The organism is Algoriphagus algorifonticola (genome assembly GCF_007655305.1).
Classification (GTDB): Bacteria; Bacteroidota; Bacteroidia; order Cytophagales; family Cyclobacteriaceae; genus Algoriphagus; species Algoriphagus algorifonticola.
This window is the reverse complement of record NZ_VLOG01000024.1, coordinates 20,073-35,169: the sequence shown is the minus strand read 5'-3', so window position 1 is coordinate 35,169 and position 15,097 is coordinate 20,073. Positions and strand designations below refer to the sequence as shown.

Below are 15,097 nucleotides of genomic sequence, written 5' to 3'. Positions count from 1 at the left end.
ATACGCAAAGTCAACTCTTTCATTCCCGTTTGTGAAGCTCTAATTCATGAATGTTTTTATTTCCTACATTCCTTTTCAAGAATCATGGCTTACTCCTGTGCATTTATTTATCTTTGAGCCTTCAAAAAATAAAAACCTTATGCTTAGAACGCATTCTTGTGGTGAATTACGCCTGGAACACGTCCAAACGAAAGTCAAATTAGCCGGCTGGGTACAGCGGGTAAGAAATAAAGGAGGCCTGATTTGGGTTGATTTGAGGGATCGCTATGGTGTAACTCAATTGATTTTCGAAGAAGGCTCCACAGATAAAGCTCTTTTGGAAAAAGCAGCCCAATTGGGAAGAGAATTTGTCATTCAGGCTGAAGGAACAGTAATTGAAAGAACTTCCAAGAACGATAAAATACCAACTGGATCCATCGAAATCAAAGTTGATTCTCTCAACGTTCTCAATCCCGCCAAAGTACCTCCTTTTATAATAGAGGATGAAACCGATGGGGGAGATGATTTGAGAATGAAATATAGATACTTGGATTTGCGAAGAGGAGTAGTGAGAGAAAAGCTGCAACTGCGTCACCGGATGATGCAGGAAACCAGAAAATACATGGATGCAGCTAACTTTATTGAAGTTGAAACTCCCGTTTTGATCAAATCCACTCCGGAGGGAGCTAGGGACTTTGTGGTTCCTAGTAGAGTAAATCCAGGAGAATTCTATGCTTTACCCCAGTCTCCTCAGACTTTCAAGCAGCTTTTGATGGTTTCTGGATTTGATAGATATTTTCAAATCGTAAAATGCTTTAGAGACGAAGACTTGAGAGCCGACAGACAACCTGAGTTTACTCAGATTGACTGCGAAATGTCATTTGTAGAGCAAGAGGATATTTTAAGCACTTTCGAAGGTCTTACCCGTCATTTATTTAGAGAGGTAAAAGGAATTGAGCTGGAGGAAGTACAGAGAATGACTTTTGCTGATGCAATGAAGTTTTACGGCAATGATAAGCCTGATTTGAGGTTTGATATGAAATTTGTCGAGCTCAATGAATTGGCTCAAGGAAAAGGTTTTGGAATTTTTGATGCTGCAGAGTTGGTAGTTGGAATTTGTGCCAAAGGTGCTGCGGAGTATACAAGGAAGCAGTTGGATGCTTTGACTGATTGGGTGAAAAGACCTCAAATCGGAGCGAAAGGGCTTGTTTATGTCAAATACAACGCGGACGGTTCTTTAAAATCCACAGTAGATAAATTCTATTCCTCTGAAGATTTACAGTCTTGGGCTGATGCTTTTGGAGCAGAGCCTGGTGATTTGATGTTGGTTTTGAGCGGAGATGCAAAAACTGTGAGAAAACAGCTTTCTGAGCTTCGCCTTAAAATGGGCGAAGAACTGGGCTTGAGAGATAGAACTGTATTCAAACCACTATGGGTGGTAGATTTCCCACTGTTTGAATGGGATGAAGAAACACAGAGATATCATGCCATGCATCACCCTTTCACTTCACCGAAGAATGAGGATATCGCACTTTTGGAAAGTGATCCAGGTGCGGTAAGAGCCAATGCTTATGATTTGGTAATCAATGGAGTTGAAATTGGCGGTGGATCAATCAGAATTCATGATAGACCTACGCAGCAATTGATGTTCAAGCATTTAGGATTTTCAGAAGAAGAAGCTCAAAAGCAATTTGGGTTCCTAATGGAAGCCTTCGAATATGGGGCACCTCCTCACGGTGGAATTGCCTTTGGCTTTGACAGACTCTGCGCCATTTTCGGCGGATCTGACTCAATTCGGGATTACATCGCCTTTCCTAAAAATAACTCTGGAAGAGATGTGATGATAGATTCACCGAGCACCATCGCTCAGGATCAACTGGAGGAGCTTTCGATAAGAGTTCAACTCAAAAAATAAGAAAAGAGGCCTAGCGCCTCTTTTTTATTGGGGTTTGATCAAATGAGACCGAATGCCCATCACAATCAGAAGTTGAGCAGTAGCATAAGTCCCCATGATAATCACTCCGGCTTCAGGGAATTCCATGTAAAATCTATCAATCGCTAAAACTCCGTCTGAGATTAGGAATAAGCAGGCTCCAATAAATACCTGCCAAAAAGATTCTTTACTACACTTTCCATATCTATCCCGAGCCAAAGTGACCATGGAAACAATGGTAATTATGTAGGCTATAACCGGAATTTTAAGATTTCCCAGATTGGAATTGATCAAAAAATAGATCAGTGCCGCTACTATATAAATCGGGAGGTTGATGAGAAAGACCTTCACAAAATTAACTTTCCCGATTTTTCCCGGGTTCCTCTGGGCTATTTTAAATGCGATTATATAGCAGATATGTGCCATCAAAAAGGCACCAAGTCCAAATATGAATAAATGAGGCCAAAGTAATAGGACATCCCCTATCAAAGAAAAGATTAATGCGGCCATAGTCGCTTTAGACAAGAGGGTCCAGGATATTGGTTTCGAGATTTGAAAAAAATATCCGATCAAACTGATAAGGATCAGTGGCTTAGAGAAAAAAAGATAAGGATTCAGGCCTTCCAGTAAAAAAGATAAGTGGGCAATGGAGGCAAATAAAAACAAATAAAGCCAAAGTATATTTTTATTTTTCAAAGCGTAGAAAATTTGGGGTTCTGACTGTAATATAAGTTGATTTTTAGCGGAACGCTTTACTTGCCAAATCTGATTTTGAAATATCGAATTTTTCAAATTTTTAATTAAATATTCATGCTAAGAATATTTATGATAAAACTCTACAGTTGGCAGAATAAATCTACTTGAAAAGAGATGATAATGATCAAAAAAGAAAATTAAATTAGGGGGAAGTGTTAAGTTATTGTTAAAAATTGTGAAATTAGCGCCCGTAAATTTAACGTAGAGTACCCTAAAAACCTTTCGATGGAAATTACCTTTGCATCGGATTTAATTCAAAACCAACTTTACAAACAAACAAAAAATTATGAGGCAAAATTTACTCAGAAACTTGTTGGCAATGTTCCTGGTAGTGCTGAGCACTAATTGGGCTATGTCGCAGGGTGTGACTACTGGTAACATTCAGGGTTTGGTAACCGACTCTTCTGGAGACGCCCTTCCTGGAGCCAATGTTGTAGCAACCCATGAGCCATCTGGAACCCGTTATGGGGCAGTGAGTAATTTAGAAGGTCGTTTTGTTCTTCCTAACATGCGTGTAGGCGGACCTTACACTGTTAGAATTACTTTTGTAGGATTTGAAGAAAGAGCATTTGAAGGTATTGTTTTAGGTCTAGGTCAAACCTACACACTAAATGCAGTTTTGTCAGATGGTCTTGAATTAGAAGCAATTGAAGTAATTGCAAGCAAAGACGCGATCATGAATGCAGACAAGACTGGTGCTGCATTAAACCTTACAAATGAGCGAATCAATGCTTTACCAACTGTAAATCGTAATATCAACGATTTCACAAGATTGACTCCTCAGTCTAACGGTACTTCTTTCGCAGGTACTTCAAGCAGATTCAACAACTATACGATTGATGGTAACATCTACAACAACAACTTTGGTCTAGGATCAGGTCAGTTTGCAGGTTCAAACCCAATCTCTTTGGATGCAATCGAAGAAGTTCAGGTTAACTTAGCTCCATTTGACGTACGTCAAGCAGGTTTTACCGGAGCTGCTGTTAACGCGATTACTAAGTCAGGTACTAATGAATTCACTGGTTCTGCATACTATTTCTTGAGAAATGACCAGATGATCGGTGATAAAGTGGGGGATACCAGACTTCCAATCGACGATTCCAAGAATGAAATTGTAGGTTTCCGTTTGGGCGGTCCAATCATTAAAAACAAATTGTTCTTCTTTGTTTCCTATGAAACTGAATCTGAGGCAGTACCTAGCTATACCAAGGTAGCGGCTAGACCAGGATTAGAGCCTGATGGTTTGATTGTTTCCAGAGTACCAGCATCTGATCTTGACTTCATCAGTAACCAGTTGCGTACGCTTTATGGTTATGAAACTGGACCTTACGAAAACTATCCATTTGCTTCTGAGCAGGAGCGTTTTAATGCTAGATTGGATTTCAACATCAATGACAATCACAAATTGTCTGTGAGATATAACAATTACACCGCATTTACAGATGTGCGTACTAACGGGAACTCTATCCGATTCATTTCTACTCGATTCAGAAATACTTCTAGAACGGGTATCGAAGCGATGAACTTCCGTAATACTAATTATACGAATGACAGAAATGTACAATCTTGGGTAGCAGAATTGAACTCAAGAATTGGATCCAACATGTCAAACCAATTCAATATTGGCTTTACTTCTATTACGGATCCTAAGCGTGGTATTCCAGGTGGACAGGCTTTCCCTTTCATCGAGATTTTGGAGCCAGATGCATCAGGTAACTTACTTTATTACACTTCTGTAGGTAATGAATTGTTTACCGTTGGAAACCTGTTGGAAAACAACATCTTCAACGTTACTAATAACTTCTCTCTATACAAAGGAAAGCATACCTATACTTTCGGAGCTAACTTTGAATATATGACGTTTGACAATGCATTTAACCCTGTATTCAACGGTTTCTACCGATTCAATAGCTACGATTCATTTGTTGAAACTGTCATCAACAGAACTCCAGGTACATATCCTGATGCTTTCGCAAAAAGCTTTGCCCTAGACGGATCTACAACTCCTCCTACCGATCAGACTAGATTTGGTCAGTTTGGTGTCTATGTACAGGACGAATATCAAGTTACTTCTAAATTGAAAGTGACCGGTGGTCTTCGAGTAGACTTCCCATTCTATCCTATCGATATTCCAAGAAACCAATTGTTGGATAATCTTAACAAGACTTTTGAAACCCCTGACGGAACAATCACTCCAGATGTAAGTACTTTCCCTAAAGTGAATCCATTGTGGTCTCCAAGAGTAGGTTTCAACTGGGATGCTAAAGGAAACAGAACTACCCAGGTAAGAGGTGGTACAGGTATCTTCTCCGGTAGAATTCCTTTCGTATGGTTGTCTAACCAAGTTAACGGATCAGGTGTGGTGAGAGGTGGTCTTGGATATGAAGGTGATGATGTTGAGGATGCCTTTGGTCCCAACTACGTATTCAACCCTGACGTAACATTTGGAAACCCTGAAAACCCAGGACAGTCTCTTTCTAACGAATTGAACTTGACTGATAGAGATTTCAAACTTCCACAAGTTTGGAGAACAAACCTTGCTGTTGACCAAGTGCTTCCATTTGGAATCATCGGAACAATGGAATTCATCTACTCTAGAGATGTATCCACACCAATCGCGTACAATCCTGTATTGAGAACTCCTGACGGTACTTTATCAGGACCTGACACAAGACCTTTCTGGAACGGAACCAACTATTCTAATGATCCTGATTTCAGAAACGTATTCTACTTGACTAACGCGAGAAGAAAGGCAGATTACTACTCTTTCACTGCGCAGTTGCAGAAGCAATTCGATAATGGTTTCAATACCATGATTGCATACACTAGATCAAGATCTAGAGATTTGGATGCTGCGGGTGGTTCTCAGGCTATTTCATTGTGGCCAGCTACTGTACAGGTTGACAGAAACAATCCTGATTTGAGTTTTGCTGAATTTGATATTCCTAATAGATTGATTGGATCTATTTCATACCAGACTGATAATACTACCATCTCCATCTTCTATGAAGGTGCTGATGCAGGTAGATTCTCTTATACTTACTCTGGTAATTTTGGGGATGCTTCAAACAGATTGATGTACATTCCAAACAACGCAAATGAATTAGTATTCCAGCAATTCACCTTGAATGGTAGAGTTGTTACACCAGCTGAGCAGGCTGCTCTTCTGGATGCCTACATCGATCAGGATGAATATCTAAGTGCTAACAGAGGTAAAATTGCTGAAAGAAATGGAGCATTGAGACCTTGGGTTAACAGATTTGATTTAAGAATTACTGAAGATTTGGTTCTTTCTAAAGACTCTAAAAACAAGCTTCAGCTTTCTATCGATATTTTGAACGTAGGTAACCTATTCAATTCTGAGTGGGGTATTCAGAGATTTGCTTTCCAGAACAACTTATTAAATTACCGAGGTGTGAACGCACAAGGTCAGCCTCAGTATAGATTGAATACAGTACCTGGTACTAGCGAATTCCCAACTGAAACCTTCAGAACTTCTACTTCACTAGGAGATACTTGGAGAATGCAGGTTGGTGTAAGATACATCTTCAACTAATCTAATTTAAACCATATTAAAAGCACCTCTGAAAAGGGGTGCTTTTTTTGTATAATCTCAAATAAAACTTCTTTTGGGATATGAATTTGACAAAATGTATCCCCTATTTTTTCCATTGATTGAAGGCATTTGCCTTCAGTGTTTTTTATAGTCAAATCCAAAAAAAGACTATGTAAGTTTACAAGTTCAGAACCAATACCCTGACCCTAGAGTTAAGCTAGCATGTTGTATTATAAAATGTTTCATCACGCTGCAAGTAAAGAGTGGGTGGTATTTATCCATGGAGCCGGAGGCTCTTCTGCGGTATGGTTTAAGCAGCTAAAAGACTTTCAAAAGCATTTTAATTTGCTTTTGATTGATTTGAGAGGTCATGGTAAATCGACGGATTTGCCGAAGGCGATTTATAATCAGGAATATACTTTCGAAGCGGTTACCAAAGATATCATAGAGGTGCTGGATCATGTCAAATTACCCCCAGCTCACTTTATGGGAGTTTCTCTGGGCACAATTCTGGCAAGACAACTTGCAGAGTTGGAGCCTGAAAGGGTAAAGTCTTTAGTCATGGCAGGTGCAGTCACCAGACTAAATGTCAAGTCAAGGCTTTTGGTGTTTTTGGGAAATACCTTCAAAAAAGTAATTCCTTACATGTGGCTATATCGTCTTTTCGCATATATCATACTCCCAAGGAAGCAGCATTCTGAATCTAGAAACCTCTTTATTCAGGAAGCTCAAAAGCTTTGTCAGAAGGAATTTATCAGGTGGTTTAAATTGACTAAAGATATCAACCCCCTGTTGAAATATTTCAAAGAAGTAGATCTGGGGATCCCAACTCTTTATGTGATGGGAGATCAAGATTTGATGTTCCTCGAACCAGTAAAAAAAATAGTCAGACAACATAAAAATTCAATTTTGGAAACTTTGAAAGAATGTGGACATGTGGTCAATGTAGAGCGTCCGGATGAATTTAACCGTCTTTCCTTAGAGTTTATCAAAAACAAATCCTAACCTATTCAGAATTAGAATTCATGAAATGCCCTTGAGGAAAAATCTCAAACAACTTGTCCCGATCTTGTTTCGGGAGGAGGATGATTATCCTGGGCATTCCTCCCGATAGTTATCGGGATGACCTCTAAAAAACAAATTATAAACAGATGAAATCGAGCATGAGCCAAAGCGATACACAAGGCGATGATTATAATTCATGCGAAGATTCCATGTGGCCTTAAAGAAAAATTATAAACACATGAAAAAGCAGACCAAGGTCATTCTTATTTTAGCTATCATTATACTGGTGGTAGTAGCTTTTCTATATCCAAGATGGGATACCAGAAATACCAATGAGAATGCTGTGACTTCTACAGGTTCAGGACGAGGCCCTGCTCAGGAGCTTCCTGTCAATGTAGTCAAATTGAAGAAAGAAAGTCTCAGAAATCAATTGCAGGTCACTGGAACGATTTTGCCCAATGAAGCTGTAGATATTCGACCTGAAGTTTCCGGCCTAGTCAGTAAAATTTCATTCAAAGAAGGTCAATATGTGACCAAAGGAACCCCTTTGGTCTATCTGGATGATGATGAATTACAGGCACAATATCAAAGGTTACAGTATACTCAGAAGCTTTTTGAAACCCAAGAAAACAGGCAAAAACAATTATTGGCAAGAGAAGCAATCAGCCAGGAAGAATATGATATTGCACTTAATCAATACAATACCACGCTTTCTGATTTGAAATTGGTAGAAGCCCAACTGGCTAAACGAATTATTCGGGCTCCATTCAGCGGAAGAATAGGATTGAGAATGATTTCTGAAGGAAGTGTAATTAGCCCATCAGACATGATTGCGAGTATTGTGAATATTGACCCAATCAAAATTGAGTTCTCTATTCCTGAGAGATATTCCAACCAAGTGAAAATGGGAGCTCCAATTTATTTTTCCAATGAATCTTCTAAAGAAGAAGTGCAAGGAGAGGTTTATGCCTATGAACCACAAATCGATGCAGCTACCCGAACCCTGAAGTTAAGAGCATTGAGTTCTAATAAAGAAGGGAAGTTTCTTCCGGGGATGTATGTGAGAATTCGATTTGTTTTAGAAGTAACCGAAAATGCATTGATGGTACCGGCAGAATCTATTATTCCTGAATTGCAGGGATATAAAGTATATGTGGTAGGCCCTGATAATAAAGCTCAGGAGAAAGCAGTAGAAATTGGAACCAGAACAGAAACCCAGGTTCAGATCCTAAGCGGACTGGAAGAAGGGGACTTGGTTTTGGCCACAGGAGTCTTGCAAGCACGCCCCGGCATGCCTTTGAAATACACTCAAATCAATTAAGATGGCGAGTTTATCGAATTTAAGTATTAACAGGCCAGTTTTGGCCATCGTGATGTCCCTGATCATTTTATTGTTCGGGGCCATCGGGATATCTCTTTTGGGTATTCGAGAGTTCCCCAGCGTTGATCCTCCAATCATTAATGTCAGAACCAATTATGTTGGAGCAAATGCTGATGTAATCGAGGCTCAAATCACCGAGCCCTTGGAAGAAGCTATCAACGGGATTCAGGGGATTAAATCTCTGACCTCTACTTCCAATGACGGTGCCAGTAGTATTACCGTGGAATTTGACGTGGGAGCAGATTTGGAAGCGGCAGCAAATGACGTGAGAGATAAGGTTTCCGGAGCACAAAGAAACTTACCTCCTGATGCTGAACCACCAGTTGTATCCAAGGCGGATGCTGACTCTCAGCCCATCGTTTTCCTCAACGTAAAAAGTGATGAAAGAAGTCTTCTTGACCTTTCAGACATCGCTCAAAATATTTTCAAAGAAAGACTTCAAACCATCCCGGGAGTCAGTAGAGTACAGATTTGGGGAGAAAAAGAATATGCCATTCGACTAAGAATGGATCCATTGAAAATGGCTTCTTATGGAGTAACCCCTTTGGATGTTCTTTCAAAAGTTCAGTCCGAAAACGTAGAGCTGCCATCCGGAAGAATTGAAGGCGAGACTATTGAGCTTTCGGTAAGAACGAAGAGCCGTCTGTCTTCCCCGCAGGAATTTAACCAACTTATCATTAAGGAAAGCGAGAATAATATTGTTCGCTTTCAAGATGTGGGAAAAGCGGAATTAGCCGCTTTAAATGAAAGAACTGTCCTAAAAAGAGACGGTGTCCCAATGGTAGGGGTAGTTTTGGTTCCTCTACCAGGTTCAAACAATATTGAGATTGTTGATGAATTTTACAGACGTTTAGAGTTTATCAAAAAGGATTTACCGGCTGATGTAGGTTTGGAAATCGGATTTGACTCTACAACCTATATTAGAAACTCCATTGCGGAGGTTCAGGAAACAATTATTACAGCCTTTATTCTGGTTGTAGCTATTATTTTCCTCTTTTTGAGGGACTGGAGAACTACATTTATTCCTGTTTTAACCATACCGATTTCCCTGATAGGAGTATTTTTTGTCATGTACTTGATGGATTTTTCTATCAACGTATTGACACTATTAGGCATCGTTCTATCCATTGGATTGGTGGTCGATGACGCGATTGTTGTATTGGAGAATATCTATGCACGGATAGAAAAAGGGGAGAAACCACTGCAAGCCGCTCAAAAAGGTGCTGAGGAAATCTTTTTCGCAGTAATCGCAACCACAGTGGCATTGGCGGCAGTTTTCCTGCCAGTAATATTCCTAACGGGAACTACTGGCCGACTTTTCCGAGAATTTGGAATCGTAGTGGCAGGCTCTGTGATTATTTCCTCTTTTGTCGCATTGACCATGACGCCAATGCTCAGCTCTAAATTGTTGAAAAGAAGAGAGAAACATAATTGGTTTTATAATTTTACCGAGCCTGGATTTGTTTGGCTAAACAATCAATATGACCGAGCATTAAGCTGGTTTATGAACTTCAGATGGGTTGCTTTCCTGCTCATCATATTCATGGGTGGGGGGATCTATTGGTTATTCAATGAAATTCCTTCCGAATTGGCTCCTACCGAGGATAGAGGGGAGCTAAGAATCAACATGGCAGGTCCAGAGGGTGCTACCTTCGATTATATGGACCGTGTGATTGATCAAATGGTAGGAGATTTCTTGGAGTCTTTCCCTGAGGAAGAAGTATCTGGTTTGATTTCAGTTACATCCCCGGGTTTTGGTACAGCCAGTACTAACTCAGGATTCGTACGATTTATTTTAACTGACGCTGAGAATAGATCTCGAAGTCAGAACGATATTTTCAATGAGGTGAATGCAAAACTCAGAACCTATACATCTGTAAGAGCATTTGCCGCACAGCCTCAATCAATAGGTGATCGTCGTGGAGGCTTGCCAGTACAGTATGTGCTCCAGGCACCTACTTTGGAAAAGCTGAAAGAGAAGATTCCAACATTTATGGAGGAGGTGAATAAAAGTGATAAGTTCATTTTCGCAGATATCAACTTGAAATTCACAAAACCTGAGCTTGAAATAGAAATTGATCGGGAAAAGGCAAGAAATATCGGGGTGTCTGTACAGGAAATAGCACGAACCCTACAACTTTCCTATTCAGGTCAGCGATTTGCCTACTTCATCATGAATGGTAAACAGTATCAAGTGGTCGGAGAAATGCAAATTGAGGATAGGAATGAGCCAATTAATCTTAGGATGCTTTATGTAAGAGCAGAGAATGGTCAACTGGTGCAATTGGATAATCTGGTAACAGTTGTCGAAAAAAGTACTCCACCGCAACTATATAGATTCAATAGATTTGTTTCTGCAACAGTATCAGCTAACCTTGCCGAGGGTTTTACCATAGGTGATGGTCTAGATGAAATGGATAGAATCGCTGCTGAGGTATTGGATGACTCCTTTGCCACTGACGTATCAGGACCTTCCAAGGAGTTTAGAGAAAGCTCCAATAGCTTGATCTTTGCTTTTCTTTTTGCCTTGGTTTTGATCTATTTGGTCCTTTCAGCCCAATTTGAGAGCTTCTTAGATCCGCTGACTATCATGTTTACCGTGCCTTTGGCAATCTTTGGAGCATTACTTACCCTATGGGCTTTTGATTTTACACTCAACATTTTTAGTCAGATTGGGATCATCATGCTCATTGGCTTGGTTACCAAAAACGGAATTTTGATTGTAGAATTTGCCAATCAGCGAAAAGCTAGTGGGATGGATGTGAAGGAAGCAATTTATGGAGCAGCCGTGGCCCGATTTAGACCTATTTTGATGACTTCTCTTTCCACGATTTTGGGGATTCTTCCAATTGCACTGGCATTGGGAGCAGGTGCTGAAAGTAGAGTTCCTATGGGAGCTGCCGTTATTGGAGGGCTTGCTTTTGCAACCATACTTACCTTGTTCATTATCCCTGCGATTTATACATACTTGACTTCTAAAGAAGGAAGATTAGCCAGAATTTGATGAAGAAAATATACTTTTTGCTCCTCGTGAGCTTATTCGTAAAAAGTTCTTTTGCTCAAAACTCCGAGTCTTTGGATCTGGAAAAAGCTATTCAGCTTGGTTTGGAGAATAATTTGGATGTAAAGATAGCAGTTGAAAACATCAATCTCCGTCAGGGTGAAGAGCGGATTGGTTTGGGTTCCTTTCTTCCCATCGTGGACGCTATTTACACTAGAAACTATTCCACAGAAGATGTAACGCAAAAATTTGTCAATGACCCTGAACCTAGACAGATAGATGATGCCAAATCCAGATCTGAAAACTTCACCATGGCAGCAATTTATGGTTTTAGACCTGAAGCTTTTGTGGTTCTTAAAAGACTTGGGCTATTGACAGAAGTTTCTCAGCTTGAAGCAAAAATTGCTGTTGAAAATACAGTAGCAGGTATTTCCACCGCTTATTATCGACTGGTGTTAGAACTTCAGCGCTATGAAGTTTTAAAGAAAACTTTGGAACTCAGCCAAGCAAGATTGGACATTGCTCAGGCACAATATGAATTAGGGGGAGCAGGAAAAAGAGATTACTTGACAGCAGAAGTTGACTATAATTCTGATTTAAGCTTATTGAAAACTCAGGCTCAAATCATTCAGGCTGCAAGAATTAATTTGAATGAGCTGATGGCTTTGGATCCTTCCAGAGAATTTTCTGTGAGTGATACCATTAGGATTGGTGAAATGCTGAGAATTGGAGACTTGGAGGAAAGTGCCTTTATGGAAAACAAGCAATGGCTGGTTACTCAAAGGCAGGAAAACGTAGCTTTTTTGCAAATGAAAGAGCTTCAGGTTTCCAGGTTACCCGCCTTGAACCTAAATATGAATTATGTAAATAATACTTCTAATTCCGATGCAGGGTTTTTGATCCAAAATCAAAGAGAGGGGATTAATTACGGAGGAAACATTTCTTTCAATTTGTTTTCAGGTTTTACCCTGAATAGAAGAATCCAAAATGCTCGAGTCCAGCAAAAGATTCAAGGGTATGCGGTAGATCAGTTTGAGATTCAATTGAAATCAGATTTATATAGAGCCTACAACACGTATTTGAATAATCGGGAATTACTTGAAATTGAACAGCGAAATTATGCTGTCGCCAAAGAAAGTAGTGAGATTGCCTTGGAGCGATTTAGACTAGGGATCGCTTCTTATCTCGAATTTAGAGATGCGCAGGTAAATTTACTTACTGCAGAAACCCGATTGATCACTTCGATTTACAATATCAAGGAACAGGAGATTGAATTGATGCGCTTGTCGGGGAGAATATTTTTCGACAGTAGTTTCGAGGAATTGAGATTACCTCAATAGAATTGAATAGAGGGCCTTTTACAGAGGCCCTTTTCTTTTATGGATTTTTAATAGAAAGGGTTTGTTGTTTTGGCATACACTTTGACTATCAGTGCTTTCGAAACATCCAGGGAGTTTTTCCCAGTGTATGAAGAAAGGAATAATCATACTATTCGCAACTGTTGTTATTTTATTGTTTGGGGTACAGTGTACCTTTCTCGAGCAGCAGTTCAATAGGACATTCAAAAAAGAAACCTACATTTTAGACCTTGAAGGGATTAAAAATAGAGGTTTCATCCGGGCGGCGGTTGATAATAATTCGACAGGATATTATATCTACAGAGGGCGTAGAATGGGCTATGAGTACGAACTCTTAAGAGACTTGGCCAAAAGATTGGGCGTGCAGTTAAACTTGGTTTTGGTTTCTGATATCGATAAAGCCTTCGAATATCTCAATGATGGCCGGGTTGATTTGATTGCTATGAATCTGGAAAAAAGTCCAGTGAGGGAGGGGAAAGCTACTTTTACTCAGGCTCTTGGAAAAATAAGTACCGTTCTGGTCAGTTCCGAAACTACTCCTGCTACCAAATCCTGGCAGGACTTAGAGTCAGACACAATATTTGTGAGGCAGGGGGCAGTTTATAAATCCCAACTTTGTAAAATCAAGGATTCCTTACAAGTGAGTTTTACTGTGATAGAGTCACCTTTGCATGAAGAAACATTGATTGATCAAGTTGTCAAGGGGGAGATTCGATACACCATTGCAGATCAAAATATTGCTCAAGCAAATGCCACTTATTACGAAGGATTGAATATTTCGTGGAAGGTGACCGAATCCGAAGAAGTTTCTTGGGTAGTGAGAGATAATTCGCCCAAGTTACTGGGAGAAGTCAATACATGGCTAGAGGATAAACAGAAGAAGTTTATTCCTATGCTTTATGCTAAATATTTTCTGAACAGTAAAAACAGTTATTTCAGATCTACCAGTCCTTTCTCTTCCTTAGTAGGAAATAGAATTTCTGTTTATGATGATTTGATCCAAAAAGGAGCCGAAGAGTTAGGCTGGGATTGGCGATTATTAGCTTCCTTGGTTTACAAAGAATCCAGATTTGATACCTCAGCAACCTCCTATGCAGGTGCACAGGGGCTTTTGCAATTAATGCCGGTAACTCTGGAAAGATTTGGAGTGGAAAACCCTAATGATCCATTTCAGTCCTTGATGGGTGGAGTGAAATATCTTCGGTATTTGGATAAATTCTGGATGGAAAGAGTGCCCGAGACTAATGAACGAATCAAATTTATTTTAGCATCATACAACATTGGTCACGGTCACGTAGAAGATGCTTGGAGACTTACTTTGAAATATGGCGGAAATACCCAAAGCTGGAAAGAAGTTGCAGGTTTTCTCGAATTGAAAAGTGATCCGGAATACTATCGTGACCCTATAGTCAGAAGTGGATTCGCCAAAGGGCATTTAGCTGTCAACTACGTCAAAGACATTATGAATATCTTTGAATCCTACAAAGCCTTGGTTCAGCCTTAAGCGCCTTCATGCAGTTCAAATATTGCTTCAATTTCTACCGGGATATTATCCGGCAAGGTTCCCATCCCTACTGCTGACCTGACGCCTACCCCGTAATCGGTACCCCAAACATTTGCAAATAATTCGCTGCATCCGTTGATGATATAAGGGTGCTTTTCAAATGTGGAAACACAGTTCACCATTCCCAATACCTTAATCACTCTCTTGACTCTATTTAAAGAACCAAGATTTGCCTTGATGGTGGCAAGCATGGCAAGCCCTACTTGCTGAGCAGCTTTTTTCCCTGCTTCCATATCCAAGTCTTGACCTATTCTTCCGATTATCAGAGAACCATCGGCCTTTACCGTCCCATGTCCCGATAAATAGAGATGTTTCCCGTCAATCAGGCAAGGCTTGTATACCCCTAATGGCTTTGGGGCAGGAGGTAAGGTTAATCCTAGTTTTGCGAAATTACTTTCAGGAGTTTCCATGGCTTTTAATTTTAAATGATGATAGTCACTGAGTTTATTTTCTTTTTTAATCTACAACCAATTCACTTTTTGAATAATATGGGTATGCGCATTCTTACCAGTATTGACAAAAATACGGCTTATTGTCTGCTGAAAGGATCAGAATCCGGAAGCT

At 39.9% G+C, this 15,097-nt stretch carries 9 protein-coding genes; 7 read left to right on the top strand and 2 right to left on the bottom strand.

From position 1 onward, the window contains the following. Positions 1 to 139 precede the first annotated feature (139 nt). Positions 140 to 1,894, top strand: a complete 1,755-nt coding sequence (gene aspS, locus FL972_RS05555; RefSeq protein ID WP_144604088.1) for an aspartate--tRNA ligase — start codon at positions 140 to 142, stop codon at positions 1,892 to 1,894. A 24-nt stretch (positions 1,895 to 1,918) separates the two neighbouring features. Here the strand turns inward: aspS and FL972_RS05550 are convergent, their stop codons facing one another. Beyond that, entirely contained in the window at positions 1,919 to 2,578 is a 660-nt protein-coding gene (locus FL972_RS05550; protein WP_317129929.1) for a lysoplasmalogenase, read from the bottom strand. Positions 2,579 to 2,954: 376 nt separating this feature from the next. Here FL972_RS05550 and FL972_RS05545 point away from each other — a divergent pair, with 376 nt between their 5' ends. The 6 genes from FL972_RS05545 to FL972_RS05520 all read left to right on the top strand — a co-directional run bounded on the left by FL972_RS05545 (position 2,955) and on the right by FL972_RS05520 (position 14,473). Further along, positions 2,955 to 6,224 (top strand): TonB-dependent receptor, encoded by a 3,270-nt coding sequence (locus FL972_RS05545; RefSeq protein WP_144604086.1) that lies wholly within the window; start codon positions 2,955 to 2,957, stop codon positions 6,222 to 6,224. Between the two features lie 222 nt (positions 6,225 to 6,446). After that, a complete protein-coding gene (locus FL972_RS05540; RefSeq protein WP_144604085.1) occupies positions 6,447 to 7,229 on the top strand; it encodes an alpha/beta fold hydrolase in 783 nt (260 codons plus the stop codon). 238 nt (positions 7,230 to 7,467) lie between these two features. Beyond that, complete coding sequence (locus FL972_RS05535) at positions 7,468 to 8,550, top strand: efflux RND transporter periplasmic adaptor subunit (RefSeq protein WP_144604084.1); 1,083 nt, start codon at positions 7,468 to 7,470, stop codon at positions 8,548 to 8,550. Between the two features lies 1 nt (position 8,551). Next, complete coding sequence (locus FL972_RS05530; protein ID WP_091655677.1) at positions 8,552 to 11,614, top strand: efflux RND transporter permease subunit; 3,063 nt, start codon at positions 8,552 to 8,554, stop codon at positions 11,612 to 11,614. After that, positions 11,614 to 12,951, top strand: coding sequence for a TolC family protein (locus FL972_RS05525; protein ID WP_144604083.1), 1,338 nt, complete (start codon positions 11,614 to 11,616; stop codon positions 12,949 to 12,951). Before FL972_RS05530 ends, FL972_RS05525 begins: the two co-directional genes overlap by 1 nt. A 127-nt stretch (positions 12,952 to 13,078) precedes the next feature. Then, entirely contained in the window at positions 13,079 to 14,473 is a 1,395-nt protein-coding gene (locus FL972_RS05520) for an MltF family protein (RefSeq protein ID WP_144604082.1), read from the top strand. Here the strand turns inward: FL972_RS05520 and FL972_RS05515 are convergent. Further along, positions 14,470 to 14,943 (bottom strand): RidA family protein, encoded by a 474-nt coding sequence (locus FL972_RS05515; protein ID WP_144604081.1) that lies wholly within the window; start codon positions 14,941 to 14,943, stop codon positions 14,470 to 14,472. The two genes, FL972_RS05520 and FL972_RS05515, sit on opposite strands and share 4 nt — an antisense overlap. Between the last annotated feature and the right edge of the window lie 154 nt (positions 14,944 to 15,097).